A 19987-nucleotide genomic window follows, 5' to 3' on the forward strand; every position below is an offset into this window, starting at 1 on the left:
ACAGCGATTGTCTGTAGTAACGGCTTTTTTATTAAGTGCCGACCGTACCGATCGGCAATACACCCATAAACGCTATCAGGCAGCCGCCAGGGACTTTTCTTTCTGCGTGTTGATGGCATCCAGCAGTTTGTCGTACGGCTTATTAAATTTTTCAATGCCCTCATCTTCAAGTTGCTGGCTGATAGCCTTGAGCGAAATACCTGCCTGCTCTACGCGTTCCAACGTCTCCGTGGCTTTATCCAAATCGTCTTCTAAGCGGGATGCCGCGTTGCCATGATCGCGGAAGGCTTCGAGCGTTTCCATCGGGATCGTGTCCACCGTTTTTGGTCCAATCAGCGCTTCTACGTACTTGACATCCGAAAACGCTGGATTTTTGCTGCTCGTGCTGGCCCACAGAAGTCGCTGGGGCTTTGCACCTTTGGCTTCCAGTTGCTTGAATCGGTCGCTGCTGAATTCGCGCTTATAGATTTCGTAAGCTTTCTTGGCCAGCGCAATCGCTACTTCGCCTTTCAGATCGCCCAATCCTTTTTCGTCCAGCATCGGGTCAAGCAGTACGTCGATTCGGCTCAGGAAAAAACTGGCCACGGACGCAATCTGCTCAATAGGCTGTCCGGCTTTCGCCCGTTCTTCCAGACCCGAAATATAAGCGTTGACAACGGCTTCGTAGCGTTCCAGGCCAAACAGCAACGTAACGTTGATGTTAATGCCATCGCTGATACTCTGCTGAATAGCGGGAAGGCACGGCGCCGTACCGGGAATCTTGATCATGACGTTGTTTCGATCCACCGCTTTCCACAAAGTGCGGGCCTGCTGGAGCGTACCATCCGTATTCAGAGCCAGATGTGGAGATACCTCCAAACTTACGTACCCATCGGCGCCCTGAATCTCTTCTCCATAAACTGGCTTAAACAGATCAGCGGCCCGCTGGATATCAGCAATAGCTACACCATAGAATATGTCTTCGTTGCTTTTTCCTTCCTGCGCGAGCTTTTTGATATCCTCGTCGTAGTCGGAACCGCTGCTGATGGCCTTCTCGAAAATAGCCGGATTGGAGGTAAGCCCGCGAACACCGTCTTCGTCAATGAGTTTTTGCAACTCACCCGTGTCCATAATTTTCCGGTCAATAAAGTCCAGCCAGATGCTCTGGTCAAAATCGTGAATCTTTTTTACGTTATTTTCCATGACTAAGTAATTTATATTCTTGGATTTTAAGTCGTGTTTTATTGCCACAACTGCTTTTAGGACAGCACTTCCTTTTTCTCGATGCCCGGTGCTTCACCTTTCAGGACGGCTTTTGCCTGTTTCACCACGTTATCGACTGTAAAGCCAAAATACGCCATCACCTCTTCGCCGGGACCCGATAGTCCGAACCGGTTCATACTTATTGTAGATCCCTCATCCGTTACGTACTTATGCCAGCCAATGGGTGACCCCGCTTCAACGGCCAGCCGCTTCCGAACTGACGGCGGTAACACCTCGTGATGGTAGGCCTGATCCTGCTGTTCGAATAACTCCCACGACGGCATACTAACGACCCGCGCCTGAATGCCCTGTTTTTTCAGTTCTTCCTGTGCTTTCAATACCAGCGATACCTCCGAACCGGTTCCGATCAGAATGAGCTCGGGCGTGCCGTCGGCTTCGCTGAGGATGTAAGCCCCTTTTTCGACGCCCCGCGCTGAGCCGTATTTTTCCTGATCGAAAACGGGCAGTTTCTGGCGGCCCAGAATCAGGACGACCGGGGTTTTGGGCTGCGTCATCGCTACGCGCCAGGATTCTACCGTCTCATTGGCATCGCCCGGCCGGATCACGATAATATTCGGGATGGTACGTAGTGAAACGACCTGCTCAACGGGCTGATGAGTGGGGCCATCTTCGCCCAGACCGATGCTGTCGTGCGTGAACACGAAGGTTCCTTTTGATTCAGCCAGAGCGGTCAACCGAATGGCACCCCGCATGTAGTCCGAGAAATTTAGGAACGTACCGCCGTAGGGATGCACCCCACCATGCTGGGCCATGCCATTGATCGCTGCGCCCATCGCGTGTTCACGGACACCGAACCAGATGTTCGAATTTTCGTAATGACCCGGCTGGAAACTCACATCACCTTTGGTCGGCATCTCGTTCGATGACGCCAGATCCGCCGATCCGCCAAACAAAAAGGGGACGGATTTTTTCAGGGCTTCGAGGGCTTTGCCCGATGCCTGCCGGGTTGCCATATCTTTATCCGCGGGGGTAAACTTCGGCAGATCGGCATCCCAATTTTCAGGCAGTTTTCCGCCAAATGACAGCAGAAACTGCTCGGCTTCATCTGGGAACTGACGTTTGTATTCGTCAAATTTCGTTTGCCATTCGGCCTGGAGCTTGGCCCCCCGCTTACCCGGCTCATGCAGAAAATCGCGCACTTCGTCGGGTACGACAAACGATTTATCGGGATCGAAGCCTAAGAACGCTTTGGTTTTCCGTACGTTCTCTTCACCCAGCGCACTCCCGTGTACTTTGCTCGTGCCCTCCTGCGGGCTGCCATAGCCGATAATCGTCCGAACCGAAATAATGGAAGGTCGTTCGGTTTCAAGTTGAGCCGCCCGGATCGCGCCTTCGATGGCATCTAAATCGTTGCCATCCGCTACGTGCTGGGTGTGCCAGCCATAGGCATCGAAGCGTTCCATCCGGTCTTCGGTGAACGCCAGATCGGTCGGGCCGTCGAGCGAGATCAGGTTATCGTCGTAGAGATAAATGAGCTTGCCCAGTTTTAAATGCCCGGCCAGCGAAGCCGCTTCCGACGCGATCCCTTCCATCAGATCGCCATCACTGACGAGGACGTAGGTGTAATGATCGACGGGAGTATGCCCTTCCTTGTTATACGTAGCGGCCAGATGCGCTTCGGCCATTCCCATGCCCACGCCATTGGCAAAACCCTGACCAAGCGGTCCGGTGGTCACTTCTACACCCGCGGTCAGGTTCGATTCTGGGTGACCGGGCGTTTTGGAATGCAACTGTCGGAACTGTTTCAGGTCATCGAGCGAAAGATCATAACCATAGAGATGCAACAGGCTATACAACAACGCTGACCCGTGGCCGGCCGACAAAACAAACCGATCCCGGTCGGGCCAGTGCGGGTCTTTGGGATTAAAGCGTAAAAAACGCGACCAGAGCACGTAAGCCATCGGTGCTGCGCCCAGGGGCAGACCAGGGTGACCTGAGTTGGCTTTTTGAACGGCATCAACGGCCAGGAGCCGGATGGTATTAATACTGAGTTGATCGAGGTCAAGTTCGAGTTTCTTGTCTGTCATGACCAGATAGATTGGAGGTTTGAAGAAATACTAGCTACTAAGGACATGCCAATAGCACATCAGCAACGTCTATTCAATAAGTAACTCCCTACAGCCGGATTGGATTTAAAAAAATATAGAAAATTGACAGAAAGGGGGTTGATGGAGAGATATAGTCTGAATGGTCTAAACGTTTAGCGTTTCCATATACTTGCTACGTATTGCGTTTCGGCTATCCCATACGTAACTCGATTAGGAATTTACGTTGATTCCTGTAATTTTGATAAACAGGGGATCGTAATAAAAGCGGTAGGAAGCCAATGAAGAACATAGATTCCAGCACGCACGTACGGGGCGAGTCGATTTATCTGGACGATATTCCGCTGATTCGTGGTACGTTGTTCGGGGTGGCATTCGGTTCGCCGGTTGCACACGGTATCATCAGAAGCCTGGACCTCACGGAAGCCGAAACCATGCCCGGTGTCGTGCGGATTCTGACGTACAAGGACGTAACAGGCGAAAACCAGATCGGCGGTATTGTGCCCGACGAACCCCTGCTGGCTGAACACCACGTCCATTATTGCGGTATGCCGATTGCGTTTGTGCTGGCGGAAACTGACAACGAAGCCCGGGCGGCTGTTAAAAAAATAACGGTCACTATTGAGCCTTTACCCGTCATTACAGACCCGCGCGACGCGCAGGCAAAAGGCGAGTTGATCGTACGGCCAAGAACGTTCCGGCTCGGTGAAACCGCTGCGGCCTGGGAGCAGTGCACTTATATTTTTGAGGGTGTTGCCGACACGAATGGGCAAGAACATTTATACATCGAGACGCAGGGGGCCTACGCCATTCCGCAGGAAAACAACGGTATCAAGCTGTATTCGTCCACCCAGGGCCCAACGGCGGTACAGCGTGCCGTTACTAAATCGTCAGGCTTGCCGATGCACCAGATCGACGTGGACGTAACACGGCTGGGCGGTGGATTTGGTGGCAAAGAGGATCAGGCTAATATGTGGGCGGCTTTGTGTGCGCTGGCCACGCATATCCTGAAAAAGCCCGTCAAATATTCGCTGCACCGCCTGGAAGACATGGCCATGACCGGCAAGCGTCACCCGTATTCCTCCGACTTCAAAATCGGGCTGGATAACGATCTGAAAATCATTGCATACGAGGTAACGTTTTATCAGAATGCCGGTGCCGCTGCCGATCTATCGCCGGCCGTAATGGAACGAACCTTGTTTCACTGCACCAACAGCTATTTCATTCCGAACGTCACGGCAACGGCCTTCTGCTGCCGAACGAATTTGCCGCCCAATACGGCCTTTCGGGGATTTGGCGGGCCACAGGGCATGTTTGTGATCGAAGCCGCCATTGCCAAAGCGGCCGAATCGCTCGGGGTCGATGCGGCTGTCATTCAGGCGAAAAACCTGAACAAAACCGGTGACGAATTTCCCTACGGACAAAAGGCTGAAAGCGAAGCCCACGCCTGCTGGACCAAAGCAGAAGAGCTATATGATATTGAGACCATCCGCCATAACGTAGCATCGTTCAATGCCGCGAATGTTCTTTATAAAAAAGGCATAGCGCTCATGCCGGTCTGTTTCGGCATCTCGTTTACGAATACCCGGATGAACCAGGCTAGGGCACTGGTGCACGTCTACACCGATGGCAGCGTAGGCGTTAGCACGGGGGCGGTCGAGATGGGGCAGGGGGTGAACACCAAGATGTTACAGGTAGCGGCTCAGACGTTTTCGATTCAGCCAGAACGGGTAAAACTCCAGTCAACCAGTACGTATCGAATTGCCAATACGTCGCCCTCGGCCGCCAGCGCCACCGCCGACCTGAACGGGCGGGCCGTCCAGATTGCCTGCACTGATATTGTTAATCGATTGAAAGCGGTTGCCGCTGATGTCTTGCAGGTTCGCGTTGACGAAATCAGCCTGCAGGATGAGTACATTTATTTGGGGGACAAAAAGACGGACTGGTACTGGCAGCGACTCGTGATGGAAGCCTACGCCAAACGGGTAAGTCTGTCGGAACACGCGCACTATTCGACGCCGGATATTCATTACGATGCCACCAAAGAAAAAGGGCATCCGTTCGCGTATCACGTCTACGGCACCGCCCTTGTCGACGTGACGGTTGATTGCCTGCGGGGCACGTATGAGATGGAAGCCGTTAAAGTGGTGCACGATTTTGGGGCCAGCATGAACCCGATGATTGACCGGGGGCAGATTGAAGGCGGCATCGTGCAGGGCATTGGCTGGATGACGATGGAAGAAGTTGTTTTTGATAAATCGGGCCGTCTGAGGTCCAATGCGTTATCGACCTACAAAGTGCCGGATATTTACTCAGTTCCCAAAGAAATCGCGATTAATTTTCTGGAAACCCAGCAGGATAACCTGGCTATTTTTCGTTCAAAAGCCGTGGGTGAACCCCCGCTGATGTACGGCATTGGCGCTTATTTCGCGTTACGTAATGCCATTCTCGCCTTTAACCCGACGACTACTATCCCTTTTGATGCCCCCATGACGCCCGAAAAAGTCTTGCTGGCTTTATACGACGTCAATCCTGCCCTGATACTTGCCAATGATCAAACCGTTAAAGGCCTGGAAGTTACTGGCTGACAGTCTTCGGCAGAACCTGCCGGTTATGTTGCTCTACGTCCTGGAAAGTCATGGCAGCAGTCCGGGCAGACAGGGTTTTCTGATGGCTATCAATGCATCCGGTGATATGGAGGGTTCCATTGGCGGTGGCATCATGGAGCACAAATTTGTCGAGATGGCGAAAGAAAAGCTCCAGCGAAGTGCCGCCGAACTGTCCATCCGAACCCAGTACCACGACAAAAGTGCGGCCCATAACCAGAGCGGTATGATCTGCTCGGGCGACCAAACGATCCTGATCTACCGGATTCAACCGAGCGATACGTCGGCGATTCAGGCGATAATCCGTTGTCTGGAACAGCACAAAAACGGCACACTCGAACTGTCGCCTGCCGGAATCAATTTCATTGCCGATCAACGGCCCGAAGTCGATTTTCAATTCAGGATGCAGTCGGAGCAGGCATGGGTCTATCAGGAGAAAATCGGGTACAAAAACCAGTTATTTATTATCGGCGGAGGGCATTGCGCGTTGGCGCTCTCCGAACAGATGAGCCGAATGGATTTCTATATCCGCGTGTTCGACGACCGGCCAGACCTCTACACAATGAGTCTGAACAACGTAGCACACGAGAAAATCGTGGTTACCAGCTACAACGAACTGGCTGATTTGATTCCGCCGGGCACCAGTCACTACGTCGTGGTTATGACATTTGGTTATCGAACGGACGATCTGGCGATCAGGCCGTTACTAAATAAAAAGTTTGCCTATCTCGGCGTGTTGGGCAGCAGGACTAAAATAGACAAGTTATTCGCCGAATACCGCGCCGAAGGCATACCTGACGAGACACTCCGTCAATTACACGCACCCATTGGGTTGGCCATCAACAGCCAGACACCCGAAGAAATTGCGGTCAGCATCGCTGCGGAGATTATTCAGGTGAAAAACGCGGGCTAAATTAGGGTGCGCGGACGAAAATAAAGACATTGTCTTTTACAAAATGAATGGGTTTTTATTGAGTCTTTTCGACCGACAAAGTCTGGCCACAGGCGGTATGTGAATGGATGCCTGGAAATTTTGCAAGTTTAATCAGGTGGATTTGCGCTTATTCGTAAACGATTGTTGTCTTAAAGACTGAATGCCTGCTCCTGTTTTGAATCCTACAATTACGGCGTCGCTACCTTTAAGGTCCGCACGAATGCGCGGATATCATCAGCTAACAGGTCAGGCTGTTCCATAGCGGCAAAGTGGCCCCCCTTTGGCATTTTATTCCACTGGTGAATGGAAAAAAACTGATTCGCAAAGTCTTGCGGAGGCAAAAGATCCGTTTGGAATTGCGCAACGGCCGTTGGTACATTTGGTTTTGTTCCGGTTTTATCGAATGGATTCAGTTTTTGTAAGGGGTTAAACATTTCCTGCATCATATCGGTCATTGTCTCCCGATACCGCCGAAAGGACGAATTAATCGTCTGGGTTACCCAATAGATTGTTATGTTGGTTACTAATTCATCTTTGGTGAAGCAGCTTTCCAGATCGCCATCACAATCGCTCCAGGCGTAGAATTTTTCAATAATCCAGGCGGCCAAACCAGCGGGTGAATCATTTAGCCCATAGGCCAGCGTTTGGGGTTTCGTGCTTTGAACGGCATTATAAGCTCCTTCCGTCTGCTGCCACTGGGTTACGTCTTCCTTATACTTCTTTTCATTACGTCCCAGTTTAGTCTCATCCGTAACGATAATGTGGTGGTAAGGAATATCCGTCAGGTGAATACCCAGCAACGAATCGGCGTGATACAAAGCGATCTGTTCCGTAATCTCGCTGCCCGCATCCCCACCGTGGGCCATAAATTTGGTATAGCCTAGTTCATCAGTCATCAGTTTGGCGAAGAGACTGGCAATCTGTTTATTATTCATGCCGGTTTCAGTTGGGATATCGGAGAAACCATGCCCCGGAATCGACGGAACAATGACATCGAAAGAAAGCCCGTTTTCATCTGCCTTTGTTAGTAATGGAATGATTTTCAGGAAACGAACAAAGGAATCAGGCCAGCCGTGGGTCATGAGCAACGGGATTGACTGGTTTCCTTCCCCCTTTTGATGAATAAAATGAAGCCCGTAGTTATCGATCGTCGCTTTGAAATGCGAAAACGTATTTAAATAATCCTGTTGCTTTTTCCAGTCAAAATCGTGTTGCCAATACGTACAGAGCTGTTGCAAATAAGCTTCATTCGTACCCGCTTGCCACTGCTCATTGTCAACCTGATCGGGCCAGCGGGTGCTCGCTAATCGGTCCTGTAGGTTTTTGAGTATCGCCGGATCGACGCTGATTGTAAAAGGGTGTACCATTGGGTTTAAGGCGTTTTTTGATGTTAAAAATAAGCGGCAAAAGCAGGAGAGCCTATAGCGAAATCACGGATAAAAAGGTAGTTTTTTCGGACAAATAGGCTGAATGTAGCCTAAGCCTGCTTGTAAGCTAAGGGAGATACGGACACCTGTTGCTTAAAGAGCCGGGTAAAATAGGATGCATCGGTGTAACCCAGCCAGGAAGCGATTTCCTGAACCGTCATATCCGTCTGTTTAAGCAGGCTTTTCGCTTCTATCACCAAAAATTCGGTAATATGTTCTTTGGCGGTTTTGCCGGTTGTTTGCTGAAGCACTTCACTCAGGTATTTGGGTGTGATATGCAAGTTATCTGCATAAAAATGAACGGTTCGATGGTTACGAAAATGCTGGGTCAGCAGGGTAGTAAATTCCTGGGTTATGGCTTCGTAGCGGGTCGCATTTACGGGCTGAGCCGTGGGGCGTGGCTGATTGTGGCACTGGATAGCAAACTGGAGGATGGCATAAACAAGACCCGGTATGATGGCGTCATCGGTCTGGAAAGATTTAACGGCATCAAAGAGGAGCTTCATGCGGTCCTGCGTCTCCTGTTCCAGCATGATCACATGCCGACCGGCCGGCTTAAAAAAGGAAAGCCTGGTTAAATCAGTCAGCTTGATCGTCCTGTGAAATAGCTCCTCGGTAAAGAAGACGGTATCGTGCTCTGATGTATAGTCAGTAGCCCATTTCGATACGGTGCCCGGCCCAATCGTAATTAAACTCCCTTTCTGCACGGGATACGTAGCACTGCCAATCTGCACATGCCCGCTATAACCCGAATAGGTGATACCGATTCCATAAAAGGAATTTCGGAACGGGAATTCAAGGTTGGCGGCCCGGTAACTGTCTTGATTTGCCAGAAAAAAGGATGAACGTCTGGTGGATGAATTTGGGTCTACCAGGTGAGTAAAAAGATCAACTGTCTCGATAGCTGGCTTTTTCATAGTATTAGTTCCTGAAGAAAACTGATCTCCAACCTAACGATTTACGAGACGGGGAGTTTTATGGATCAGCCTGAACTTAGCGTATCGCGAGGTTATTCAGCGCAACTGTTATCCGAAGCCCAGGTTAATTTTGTTGCGATTTCGATAGGGGTAATCCCCAATAAAAGACAAACGGCAGGCGACTAATTAACAATGGATAAAAACGAGGGTATTCCGAGACCTGATGTAATGTATGCTGACTTAGTCGGGATAAGCGATACGACGGTTGTCGGGATCGACCTCACGGGTTCTGAAAAAAAGAAGTGCGGATGGGCTACGTTGACCAATGGCCACGTTGCCACCCGGACCATTTTTACCGATCTTGACATAATAGAGGCAACGGTTCGGCAAAATCCAGCGGTCATTTCTATCGATGCCCCGCTATCCCTACCGGCTGGTCGGATTAGTGTGTACGATACGGACCCAGGTCGCCAGGAATTCGGTATCCTGCGTGAATGCGAGCGGGCCATGTTAAAAAAGGGCATCCGATCATACCCCTGCCTGATTCGAAGTATGCAGAAACTTACTGAACGGGGCATTCAACTGGCCAACGAATTTAGACGCAGGGGATTCGCCGTAATCGAAAGCTATCCAGGCGGTGCTCAGGATGTGCTAGGGATTCCCCGGAAAGGAAAAAGTATTCCACTGCTGGTGAAAGGATTACAGGCGTTTGGCCTGAGCGGTTCATTCGATCAGATTGGGGTTTCCCATGATGAACTCGACGCGATTACGTCAGCCATCGTCGGCTGTTTTTATATTGCCAACCGCTATGAAGCCTTGGGCAATGAGCTGGAAGGCTACCTTATCCTCCCTCGTCTCGAAAGTTGATAGCCTGAAAAAATCGGAGAGTATTCCGGTGAACCGTTTATAAAAAAGCCGTAAACTGAGTACAGCTTACGGCTTTTTTATAAACGGTTATGTAACGATTATGGCCTAATAGCCAGGATTTTGAACCAGGTAGCCGGGCAGGTTAGACGCGCCATCGACAGCCGTCTGGGGGATTGGGAAAATCCGCTTCTGCTTATCGGTGTTGGTTTTTTCTGTCCAGGTGCCCTCGTATTTACCGAACCGGATCATGTCGGTACGGCGAAGCATTTCCCAATAGAACTCGAACCCACGCTCCTGAAACAGTAAATCCAGGCTCATGATAGTCAGCGCGGGGGGCGGAGTTGTGAGGGTGCGCGAGGCACGTACCGTGTTTACATCGGCGAGGGCACCGGCGGCATCGTTGCTCTTGCGGAGCTTAGCTTCGGCCCGCATCAGGTAGATGTCGGCGAGTCGAACGATGACGATGTCGGCGTCGCCCAGGTTACGACCGCTGGTCGACTTTTTGCTGAACTCGTATTTCTCCACCCGATACCCCGTATTGTAGTCACTGCCTGCTACGGTGTAGTTAATCTGCTCCGTAAAGTTTACGGGAAGTGTTGGCCGGTTGCGCGTTACATTGAAGAGCCTGCCGACCTTATACTTACCATCAGGGCATTTTAGAAAGGCACCGTTCACCCGAATCAATCCATACTGCTGCCCTCGCAAAATCCCCCGGTTGACGTTGAAATCCGCTTCGGCTACGCACGAATCGCCGGGATTGGAGTAGATCGACAGGTTTTGTTTATAAAAGCGCGGATCGACCGACGGGTCTTTTGCCCCGTAGGCATTTACCCAGGTGCGGTAGTAATCGGGCGTAATGCCTGGACCATCCGTACCATTGGCCGCCGGAAACGCCGGAATTGGGAACTGATCGCCGGAAAGCGAGAAATACGCCAGGCGGTTATTGCCGTTCAGCTCGGCCCGCTGATCGACGGCAAAAATCAACTCCTTGTTGTCGTGGTTCGTCTGATTGAAAAGCGAGAAGTAATCCCGCGACAACTGGTACTGTCCCGAGTTAATGATCTTGTCGCAGTATTCGACAACTTTGTCCATGTCGGCCGCCGGGAACGTAAACTGGCTCGCGTAGCGATCGCGATAAACGGCCGCATTCAGATACAGGCGGGCCAGGAGTCCCCAGGCCGCGCCCTTGCTCAACCGGCCGGGCCCAACGGTGGGCAGTAAATCGGGTTCTACCGCCAGCAACTCGCTCAGTATGTAGTTGTAGGCAGGATCTCCACGCAGAACAGCCGAGTTGGCTTGAGGGTCATCTTTTACAAAGACAACACCAAACAGATCGAGCATCACCATGGAATAGTACGCCCGCATTCCTCTGGCTTCGGCCAGATAAACCTTGGCGCTCGGATCTTTGAGTGTTGGCAACGTATTGATGGCCGAAACAGAACGCGACAGGCTCTGTACCAGATAATTCCAGGTGCTTAGTAGGTTCGGGTCGGTACTGGTGGTCGTATGCTGGTGCATCGCCAGATAAATGCCATTGTCGCCCCAGTCGGTGCCGCCCCGGTACGGCAGAATAGCCTCGTCGGTCGAGATTTCCTGAAGATTGAAATAATTGGTGTGCAGGAAAATATTAGGCAACTGCGCATAAACGGGCGCGATGTTACCATCGGCCAACTGCTTGTCGGACAGACCAGATACCGACGCTTCGTCGAGTACGTTTTCAGTAAGATTAGTGCAGCTATAGGTGCTGGCCAGGCTGACCAGCGCGAGTAGCGAGAGAATTATTTTTTTCATGGCGTTCGGTGTTAAAAAGTGAGGTTGAGGCCAAAAACGACCGATCGGGCTTTGGGATAACTGAGGTAATCAATGCCGTACGACGAAATGCCGTTGACCGTCCGGTCGGTGTTGACTTCCGGATCGTAGCCGTCATAGTTGGTGATGACGAACAGATTCTGTCCCGTCACCGAGAACCGAATGGCATTGATCCAGCGATTCATACCGATCAGCTTTGGGCTCAGGCTGTAGCCCAGCGCCAGGTTGTTGAGCCGGAAAAAAGCCCCATCTTTCAGGAAGCGTGTCGATACCGGTGCCGAGTTGTTAATGGACTCATTCGGGTATTTTATGGCTTCAGCCGTCGTATTCAGCCCTTTTGATAGGCGAAGTTTGTAGAAATTTGAATTGGCCGTGTTGTCGTACACCTTATTGCCCGACACGCCATTGAAATTAATTGCCAGGTCAAAGCCTTTGTAGGCCAGACTCGTGTTAATGTTAAATTGCTTGGTTGGCAGGGCACTGCCTGCTGCAATCCGGTCTTTGTCCGTCACAATCCCATCGCCGTCCGTGTCGCGGTAGGTGCTAATGCCCTTGTCATCAAAACCGGTAAAATCTTTCAGAAAAAACGTACCGATGGGTTGCTCGTTGATGTATCCGTTAACCGTAGCCGACGTCAACCCCGAACCCTGCGCTGAACCCGACGTAATGACCGAGTACGGCGAGTTGCGGACAATGTTTTTGATGAAAGTCAGGTTACCACCGATGTCAAAACGGAAACCGCTCTGGCTGAGGTACCGGTAGTTCAGGTCGATTTCAACTCCCTGATTGGAAATGCTCATGTTCGGTACGTTGGTCCAGTACGTACTAGCCGGTTGAATAGGATCGGCCGGAATTACTTCCAGCAGAATCTTCTTAGATACCTTGTTAAAATAATCGACCGACCCCGACAGGGCGCCCTTGAACAAGGCAAAATCCAGCCCTACATCCGCCTGCGAGGATACTTCCCACTGAATGTCGGGATTGGCCAGGCGGGTGTACGAAATACCCGCCGGGTAGCTGGTTGTATTGTCGAGCGGATAACTCGTTGTGCCCGATACCTGCGCCGTATAGAGGGCCTGTGTAATTTTGGCTGGAATTTCCTGGTTTCCAGTTTGACCCCAACCCGCCCGCAGTTTCAGGTCACTAAACGGTCCCGACTTCAGAAAAGCTTCGTCAGATAGGCGCCAGCCCGCCGAGATGGATGGGAACACGCCGTATTTATTGTTCGCCCCAAACTTCGATGAGCCGTCGGCCCGCACCGTAGCGGTCAACAGGTATTTATCGTTGAACTGGTAATTCAGGCGACCGAAGAACGATTGAAGTTCGTTTTGCAGCGCAGAGCCGGTTGGCCGGTTATTGGCCAGCGTCAGATCCTGGCCCAGGCCCGGATTGTAAATGGGCTCAACGGGCGTGATCGGAAATTTGTTGATGCTCCAGTCGCGCTCCTGAACAAAAAATTTCTGGTAGGAATGGCCCACTAACGCGGTTAGGTTATGGCTGGATTTTGCCAACGTATAGGTGAAGTAGTTTTCGATCAGTGTGTTGCGATTCGTTCGATAGATGCTTTCCAGCCGCCCATCCTGTTGCGGCACCGCGTTGGCCAGCGTTTGTAAATCACGGACCGAACTGGAATTATCGACACCCAGGTTGAGTTTGTAGACCAGATTCGGCAGGATTTTGAACGAAGGCGAGATGCTCCCCACCACCCGATTGATGGTCGTTACGTCTTTTTCCAGATTCAGCGTAATGAGCGGATTCGTGCCTCCCTGATATTGGAATGGATTGCCATTGGCGTCATAAGCCGCGTAGGTTGGGTTGGCCGAAATGGCACTTCCAATAACCGTAACGCCCGCGCCACTACCCACCGAACTACCACTCGGTGGCCGCTGGTTGTTCGTTTGCGAAGCGGTAAGGTTCACGTCTACCGTGAGCCGGTCTTCCAGAAACCGCTGTGATACGTTGATACGGCCCGTGTAGCGTTTGAGCGAACTGTTTTTTAGAATACCCTGCTGATCTTGTACACCAAACGAACCGTAGTATGTCAATTTCTCGGCGCCACCGCTGAACGACAGGTTATGATTCTGGGTATAAGCGGTTTGGCTGATCTCCTTCTGCCAGTTGGTCGCTGCACCTTTATCATCCAGTATCCCGCCCAGGGCGGTTACCTGTGTTCGGAATTCGTCCGCCGAAAATACCTTCAGCGGTCGGGCCATCTTCGAAATCCCCAGGCTGGACGATAAATTGAACGTAGCGCTTCCCGCTTTCCCTTTTTTGGTGGTAATCAATACGACACCGTTGGCACCCCGCGCTCCGTAAATAGCCGTTGCCGAGGCATCTTTCAATACGTCGACCGATTCGATATCCTGCGGATTCAGGAAGGTCAGGGGATTGGTTGTGCCACCCGTACTGGAGTTATCGAGCGGAATGCCGTCCAGTACAAACAGGGGCGTACTGCCGGTACGAACACCACCCGGCCCCCGAATCGTGATGCTCTGCGAACTCCCCGGTTCGCCACTGGCCGACGTTACGTTAACGCCAGCCACTTTGCCCTGAATCAGTTGCTCCGGCGAGTTGATGATTCCCCGGTTGAAATCCGCACTTTTAATCGACTTTACCGAGCCGGTCATATCGCGTTTGGTCGTGCTGCCGTAACCGATGACGACCACCTGCGATAATTCGGACGCCGACGCCTTCAGGGCTACGTTGATGGTACTACGTCCGCCAACTTGAACTTCTTCCGAAACAAAGCCAATGAACCCATATACCAGCACGGCCTGACCACCATCGGGAATAGTGATTTTGTATTCGCCTTTTGCGTCGGTGGTTGTGCCTTTCTGGGTTCCTTTTAACAGGACGCTGCATCCGGCAAGGGCTTCGTTGGTTGCAGCATCCGTCACGCGTCCGCTAATGGTAATGTCTGCTACGGGCTTATTGGTGCTAACATAGCGTGTTTGTGGAGAAGTCGTTGACAGGTTTTCACCAGTGGCAGTTAGTGAGTTGATTGCCAGTAAAAAGCAATACAATACGCTCCATCTTCGGGAGAATGGAGGAGACAGGTAAAAAAGTCTCATAATTGTAGAAGTTAGTAGAGAATGAAAAATTGTTTTTGATAAAATCTGGAAAGAACCCGCAAGTATTAAATTAAAATTAAAAATACCCAGAAAAATACAATAAAAAATAGTTAAATGTCCTTAGTCCAAGAGTTGGATACTTACTGTAAATGAGTGTATAAGCGGCTAAAAGCCAGACATCTCGATTGTTACGTTATTATTACCTGCTAAGTAAATAGACCTATACGAAATGGGCGTGAGATAGCTTAAATGACATGTATAAAAACCGTACTATAGCCAAATGATTGACATTAGAAAAGCCGCAGCCACTGACCATGACCAGATCTGGATGATTATCCAGCAGGTGATTTCGAGGGGTGATACGTACGTTTTTGACCCGGAATCGTCAAGAGAGAAAATGCTGGATTACTGGTGTGGTCCCGATAAGCACACCTATGTGGCGACCCTGAACGGCAACGTAGCAGGAACGTTTGTTCTGAAAGACAACCAGCCTGATCTGGGTTCGCACATCGCCAATGCAAGCTACATGACCCTGGCGAGCGCAGCCAGGCAGGGGATTGGGAAAACTATGTGTGTATTTTCGCTGGAAGAAGCGAAACGACTGGGCTATAAAGCCATGCAGTTCAACATCGTTATCAAAAGCAACGAACGCGCCGTGCGGTTGTGGCAAACGCTAGGATTTACAATAATCGGCGAAATCCCCGAAGCCTTTAATCATAGGCAACATGGCTTGACAAACGCGTATATTATGTATCGGAAATTGTGAGATTGGGATTCTTAATTAAAAGCTTCTTTTGCCACAAACCTTTACCCGTATGCATCGAATCCCAATTATTTTAATTTACTCCAGACTTTTGATCGGGTTGATAATTATTCTACTAAGTCTGATGCATGTTGAGAAGTATAAATTCATTGCCATTGCGCTTTTAACCATTGGTTTATTGACCGATATTTTTGATGGTATTATTGCACGATCAATCAACGTATCAACGCAGAATCTAAGGCGTTTAGACTCGTCTATTGATCAACTATTTTTTATATCTGTTGCAACGGCTACCTACTTGCAGTGCCCAGAATTTTTTAAATTAAATTCATGGAAACTGATAATACTGTTAGGGTTTGAAGGGCTGACGTATGTGGTCAGTTTTATAAAATTTAAGAAGGAAGTTGCGACACATTCCATTGGCGCGAAAATATGGACGCTCTTGCTATTCGCAACACTAGTTGAGATTATAATCAAGTGTCAATCTGGTATTTTATTTGAGCTTTTCTTTTGGGTTGGCATAATGACAAGGCTTGAAATTATTGCGATCATTTTGACATTGAAAAAATGGACTAATGACGTGCCTTCATTTTATCATTCTGTGAGACTCAGACAAGGCAAAGAAATTAAACGACATAAGCTATTTAACGGGTGAGCATATACAATCAAATTTCCTTTTTGCACGTAGTAGCGAACATGTAAACCCGACACTACGTGTGTAAGAACACGTTGCCACTTATTCCCTCGTCACCGTGCCTGTGATATACCCAAACGGTTCGTCGGTGGCGATGAAAATCTCGTTTTTGTTGTCCAGGCCGAACTGTTCCAGATTGAACGGAATGTGATGTTTGTTGGGCATGATCAGGCTAATCTCATTTACTACGTCATTTTCTTCCAGCACCGCCGACCCCATCGCCAGTAAGGTTTGCTGCACCGACAGGCTTTTATGATGGGCAAAGGTTTTTAACAGTGTTTCGCGGATTTTCTCGAAAAGGGCAGTGAAGTCAAGGTCATGGCTGGTATATATCCAGTTGGCTTCGCATTGGGTCGCCAGGATGCGATCCGCCGTTTCTTTTAACGTCGTGAATTGGTCTTTGATGTAGCCTTCAAAACCAGAATCCGTTGTTTTCAGAATCAGCAGATCTTTGAGACCCGACGTAACGGTAATGCCATCGGCAGTCTGAACGATCGTGGTTGTACGTTTTTCGGAACCACCCCCCACGTACGCATGATGATGCGGCTCATTATCGAAGGTCATCCGCGTCCAGGGATGCTCCGTTATCTCAATGGTAGCCTGCGATACCGGCGGATTATTCTGGACAAAATGATTGGCTAAGCACAGGCCAAAATTCTCGATGGAGTCGACAAAGTGTTCTTTAGCCAGTGCGTATACCGTGTTTTTCTGCGTATCGGTTGGCAAAATTTTAGAATTATCACCGAGCGTGTGGGCGGTTTCAAAGTCACCTTCCAACGATACGTTGACCGAGATCTGTCTGAATTCATGATAGTTAGCGTGCCGAATGATTTTTGATAGGTTGACCGCGTTCTTGCCGTATGCATTTTTTTTCAGGGTAAGCTTCATGGTTGTTTCGGCTGTTTTGGGTAGTATTGACCACTAGTATAGCCATTAATTTTCTATTTAGCCGTATGGTCGATCTGGCGATTAAAGGAAATAAAGTGCTTACCTCTTCGGGCATTCAAAAGGCGGTCGTTTTGGTGAAAGATGGCCTGATTGTGGATATTCGGGCGGAGTTGCCGGAGAATTTCAGCGGGGACGTACTGGATATTCAGGATAGCGTACTGATGCCGGGTGTGATCGATCCGCACGTCCATATTAACGAACCCGGCCGAACCGATTGGGAAGGATTCGATACGGTAACCCGTGCCGCCATTGTCGGCGGTTTAACAACGCTCGTGGATATGCCGCTGAACTCCTCGCCCGTAACGACAACGGCGCAGGCGTTCGACCAGAAGATTGCCGCCACCAGCGGACAATTGCATACGAATGTCGGGTTCTGGGGTGGACTCGTGCCGGGCAATACCGACGAAATTGAGCGGCTGATTGACAAAGGCGTACTGGGTTTCAAAGCATTTTTGACGCATTCCGGCATCGACGATTTCCCGAACGTGACGGAAGCTGATTTGCGCAAAGCAATGCCCATCATTGCCCGGCATGGCCTTCCTCTACTGGTGCATTGCGAACTATCGACAGACGAAAAATTAGCCATCGGCGATAATCGGTCGTATCAAAATTACCTGTCATCCCGGCCAAAAGAATGGGAGGATACCGCCATTGCCATGATGATCCGGCTGTGCGAAGAGCACAATTGCCGGACGCACATTGTCCATTTGTCATCAGCCAATTCGATTGAACCGATTGCCAGGGCGAAGCAAAAAGGGTTGCCGCTGACGGTCGAAACGGGTCAACATTACCTGTTTTTCAACGCCGAAATGATTCAGGATGGGCAGACGCAATTCAAATGTGCGCCACCCATTCGGGAAAAAGAAAACAACGATCAGTTGTGGGAAGCATTACGTAGTGGCATCATTGATTTTGTCGCCACCGATCATTCGCCCGCCCCGCCCGATCTAAAGCAAATGCCAACGGGCAATTTCATGACCGCCTGGGGAGGCATCGCGTCGTTGCAACTGGCGTTGCCCGTTTTATGGACGGCCGCCCGGCAGCGAGGTTTTGACGTAACCGATATGGCCCGATGGTTGTCCGAAAAACCGGCTCAGTTAGCGGGCCTGTCGCACCGGAAAGGACGTATCGTCGTGGGCTACGATGCTGATCTAGTTGTCTGGAGTCCAGACGATTCGTTTGTCGTTTCAGCCGAAGATGTGCTGCATAAACACAAAATAACCCCGTATCTGGGCGAAGAACTATACGGCATCGTTGAGCAAACGTATCTGGGTGGGGTGAAGGTTTTTGAGGATGGCGAGATGGTGATGTTAAAGGCCGGGAAAGTGATCTATCAACAAAATGACAGACTATCAGAAACGAGCAAAAAACGTACTGACTAAAATCAACGAACTCGCGGCCATCAGTGACGATCCGACGTGCGTTAACCGCACGTTTGGCACGACTGCCTTTCAGCAGGGGAGTCGCCTGATTCAGACATGGATGCAGGGTATTGGTCTGCAAACGCGGGTGGATGCCATTGGTAACGTAAGAGGCCGGTTCGTGAGTCCGATAGCTGGGGCGAAGACATTTGTCATTGCCTCGCACATGGACACGGTCGTCAATGCCGGGAAGTTCGACGGACCAATGGGCGTATTGATGGGCCTTGATCTAATCGAAAACCTGATTCGATCAGGAGAAACACTGCCCTTTACGTTGGAACTGATTGCGTTCAGTGATGAAGAAGGCGTTCGTTTTCACACGACGTACCTTGGCAGCAAAGTCGTCGCGGGTTCGTTTGATACATCTCTGCTTGATAGGAAAGACGAATCCGGTACGTCATTAGGCGATCTCATTCAGTCAATGGGTGGCGTACTTTCTCAGTTGGTCAACGACGCGGTTAAATCCGACGATTGGTTAGGGTATTTCGAAATTCATATTGAACAGGGGCCCGTATTGTATGAACGGAATGTGCCGATGGCCCTGGTAACCGCCATTGCCGGACAGAAGCGAGTCGAAATTACATTCACTGGAATGGCCGGTCATGCCGGAACGGTGCCAATGGATATGCGTCAGGATGCGTTGTGCGCGGCCGCCGAATTTATTCTGGAAGTCGAGCGGTTTGGCTTTATCAATACACATAATCTGGTCGCTACGGTTGGCAAACTGAACGTAGTGAATGCCGCCAGTAATGTCATTCCCGGCGAAGTTGTTTGTAGTCTGGATGTGCGGAGTCATGACGTAGCAGCGCTGGAGGCAGCTTACCAAAGCATACAAACAGTATGTGCCAATATCTGCGCTGAGCGGAGTATCAGTTTCCACTGGAATCTGGTTCAGGAAACGGCGCCGGTCGCTTGTGATCCGGCCATGAATGAACTACTTGCGCAATCAATAACCGAAAGCCATTATGACGTGATTCGGTTGGTGAGTGGTGCCGGACACGATGGTGTTCCAATTTCACAGGTTTCGCCCATTGCCATGTTATTCGTGCGTTGCTTCAAAGGCATCAGCCACAATCCGTTGGAAGATGTGGATCTGAGCGATATGGCCGCCACCCTTCGCGTTGCCGATACGTTTATGAATCATATAATTGAACTTGAAACATCCCGAAACGGGGCTACCCGGCGGTTCGAAACTTTCGGGAAGTTGGCTAATCGATAATAA

General features: G+C 50.3%; 14 protein-coding genes. 7 read left to right on the top strand and 7 right to left on the bottom strand.

Annotated elements, in window-relative coordinates:
- Positions 1 to 75 precede the first annotated feature (75 nt).
- Together tal and tkt are read right to left on the bottom strand one after the other, a co-directional pair.
- Positions 76 to 1182, bottom strand: a complete 1107-nt coding sequence (gene tal, locus BM202_RS00515; protein ID WP_093822518.1) for a transaldolase — start codon at positions 1180 to 1182, stop codon at positions 76 to 78.
- Between the two features lie 56 nt (positions 1183 to 1238).
- Complete coding sequence (gene tkt / locus BM202_RS00520; RefSeq protein ID WP_093822519.1) at positions 1239 to 3290, bottom strand: transketolase; 2052 nt, start codon at positions 3288 to 3290, stop codon at positions 1239 to 1241.
- A gap of 299 nt (positions 3291 to 3589) precedes the next feature.
- Here tkt and BM202_RS00525 point away from each other — a divergent pair, with 299 nt between their 5' ends.
- Both BM202_RS00525 and BM202_RS00530 read left to right on the top strand, forming a co-directional pair.
- Positions 3590 to 5896 (top strand): xanthine dehydrogenase molybdopterin binding subunit, encoded by a 2307-nt coding sequence (locus BM202_RS00525; protein ID WP_093822520.1) that lies wholly within the window; start codon positions 3590 to 3592, stop codon positions 5894 to 5896.
- Positions 5859 to 6827 (top strand): XdhC family protein, encoded by a 969-nt coding sequence (locus BM202_RS00530; protein WP_093822521.1) that lies wholly within the window; start codon positions 5859 to 5861, stop codon positions 6825 to 6827. The genes BM202_RS00525 and BM202_RS00530 overlap by 38 nt, the downstream gene beginning before the upstream one ends.
- 209 nt (positions 6828 to 7036) lie before the next feature.
- Here BM202_RS00530 and BM202_RS00535 read toward each other — a convergent pair whose 3' ends face one another.
- Complete coding sequence (locus BM202_RS00535) at positions 7037 to 8215, bottom strand: epoxide hydrolase family protein (RefSeq protein ID WP_093822522.1); 1179 nt, start codon at positions 8213 to 8215, stop codon at positions 7037 to 7039.
- Between the two features lie 110 nt (positions 8216 to 8325).
- A complete protein-coding gene (locus BM202_RS00540; RefSeq protein WP_093822523.1) occupies positions 8326 to 9192 on the bottom strand; it encodes a helix-turn-helix domain-containing protein in 867 nt (288 codons plus the stop codon).
- A 192-nt stretch (positions 9193 to 9384) separates the two neighbouring features.
- Between BM202_RS00540 and BM202_RS00545 the strand changes: the two genes are divergently transcribed.
- A complete protein-coding gene (locus BM202_RS00545) occupies positions 9385 to 10059 on the top strand; it encodes a DUF429 domain-containing protein (RefSeq protein ID WP_093822524.1) in 675 nt (224 codons plus the stop codon).
- A gap of 105 nt (positions 10060 to 10164) precedes the next feature.
- Here the strand turns inward: BM202_RS00545 and BM202_RS00550 are convergent, their stop codons facing one another.
- The gene (locus tag BM202_RS00550; RefSeq protein WP_093822525.1) at positions 10165 to 11850 is read right to left on the bottom strand and encodes a RagB/SusD family nutrient uptake outer membrane protein; all 1686 of its coding nucleotides are present in this window, start codon (positions 11848 to 11850) and stop codon (positions 10165 to 10167) included.
- A gap of 11 nt (positions 11851 to 11861) precedes the next feature.
- Positions 11862 to 14939: a SusC/RagA family TonB-linked outer membrane protein gene (locus BM202_RS00555; protein ID WP_093822526.1), complete on the bottom strand. Its 3078-nt coding sequence runs from the start codon at positions 14937 to 14939 to the stop codon at positions 11862 to 11864.
- A gap of 280 nt (positions 14940 to 15219) precedes the next feature.
- Here BM202_RS00555 and BM202_RS00560 point away from each other — a divergent pair, with 280 nt between their 5' ends.
- Together BM202_RS00560 and BM202_RS00565 are read left to right on the top strand one after the other, a co-directional pair.
- Positions 15220 to 15705: a GNAT family N-acetyltransferase gene (locus tag BM202_RS00560; protein WP_093822527.1), complete on the top strand. Its 486-nt coding sequence runs from the start codon at positions 15220 to 15222 to the stop codon at positions 15703 to 15705.
- A 49-nt stretch (positions 15706 to 15754) separates the two neighbouring features.
- Positions 15755 to 16357, top strand: coding sequence for a CDP-alcohol phosphatidyltransferase family protein (locus BM202_RS00565; protein WP_093822528.1), 603 nt, complete (start codon positions 15755 to 15757; stop codon positions 16355 to 16357).
- Positions 16358 to 16438: 81 nt separating this feature from the next.
- Here the strand turns inward: BM202_RS00565 and pucL are convergent, their stop codons facing one another.
- Positions 16439 to 17284, bottom strand: a complete 846-nt coding sequence (gene pucL, locus BM202_RS00570) for a factor-independent urate hydroxylase (protein WP_093822529.1) — start codon at positions 17282 to 17284, stop codon at positions 16439 to 16441.
- A 65-nt stretch (positions 17285 to 17349) separates the two neighbouring features.
- On the opposite strand from pucL, the gene allB reads away from it, so the two are divergent.
- Both allB and BM202_RS00580 read left to right on the top strand, forming a co-directional pair.
- The gene (gene allB / locus BM202_RS00575) at positions 17350 to 18726 is read left to right on the top strand and encodes an allantoinase AllB (RefSeq protein WP_093822530.1); all 1377 of its coding nucleotides are present in this window, start codon (positions 17350 to 17352) and stop codon (positions 18724 to 18726) included.
- Positions 18686 to 19984 (top strand): allantoate amidohydrolase, encoded by a 1299-nt coding sequence (locus BM202_RS00580; RefSeq protein WP_093822531.1) that lies wholly within the window; start codon positions 18686 to 18688, stop codon positions 19982 to 19984. The genes allB and BM202_RS00580 overlap by 41 nt, the downstream gene beginning before the upstream one ends.
- Positions 19985 to 19987: the final 3 nt, after the last annotated feature.

It is taken from the genome of Spirosoma endophyticum (assembly GCF_900112365.1).
Taxonomy (GTDB): domain Bacteria; phylum Bacteroidota; class Bacteroidia; order Cytophagales; family Spirosomataceae; genus Spirosoma; species Spirosoma endophyticum.

Bases quoted from the DNA above. Each gene is read 5' to 3' on its own strand.
- tal (WP_093822518.1), bottom strand. From the start codon at position 1,182: ATGGAAAATAACGTAAAAAAGATTCACGATTTTGACCAGAGCATCTGG.
- tkt (WP_093822519.1), bottom strand. From the start codon at position 3,290: ATGACAGACAAGAAACTCGAACTTGACCTCGATCAACTCAGTATTAAT.
- BM202_RS00525 (WP_093822520.1), top strand. From the start codon at position 3,590: ATGAAGAACATAGATTCCAGCACGCACGTACGGGGCGAGTCGATTTAT.
- BM202_RS00530 (WP_093822521.1), top strand. From the start codon at position 5,859: ATGATCAAACCGTTAAAGGCCTGGAAGTTACTGGCTGACAGTCTTCGG.
- BM202_RS00535 (WP_093822522.1), bottom strand. From the start codon at position 8,215: ATGGTACACCCTTTTACAATCAGCGTCGATCCGGCGATACTCAAAAAC.
- BM202_RS00540 (WP_093822523.1), bottom strand. From the start codon at position 9,192: ATGAAAAAGCCAGCTATCGAGACAGTTGATCTTTTTACTCACCTGGTA.
- BM202_RS00545 (WP_093822524.1), top strand. From the start codon at position 9,385: ATGGATAAAAACGAGGGTATTCCGAGACCTGATGTAATGTATGCTGAC.
- BM202_RS00550 (WP_093822525.1), bottom strand. From the start codon at position 11,850: ATGAAAAAAATAATTCTCTCGCTACTCGCGCTGGTCAGCCTGGCCAGC.
- BM202_RS00555 (WP_093822526.1), bottom strand. From the start codon at position 14,939: ATGAGACTTTTTTACCTGTCTCCTCCATTCTCCCGAAGATGGAGCGTA.
- BM202_RS00560 (WP_093822527.1), top strand. From the start codon at position 15,220: ATGATTGACATTAGAAAAGCCGCAGCCACTGACCATGACCAGATCTGG.
- BM202_RS00565 (WP_093822528.1), top strand. From the start codon at position 15,755: ATGCATCGAATCCCAATTATTTTAATTTACTCCAGACTTTTGATCGGG.
- pucL (WP_093822529.1), bottom strand. From the start codon at position 17,284: ATGAAGCTTACCCTGAAAAAAAATGCATACGGCAAGAACGCGGTCAAC.
- allB (WP_093822530.1), top strand. From the start codon at position 17,350: ATGGTCGATCTGGCGATTAAAGGAAATAAAGTGCTTACCTCTTCGGGC.
- BM202_RS00580 (WP_093822531.1), top strand. From the start codon at position 18,686: ATGACAGACTATCAGAAACGAGCAAAAAACGTACTGACTAAAATCAAC.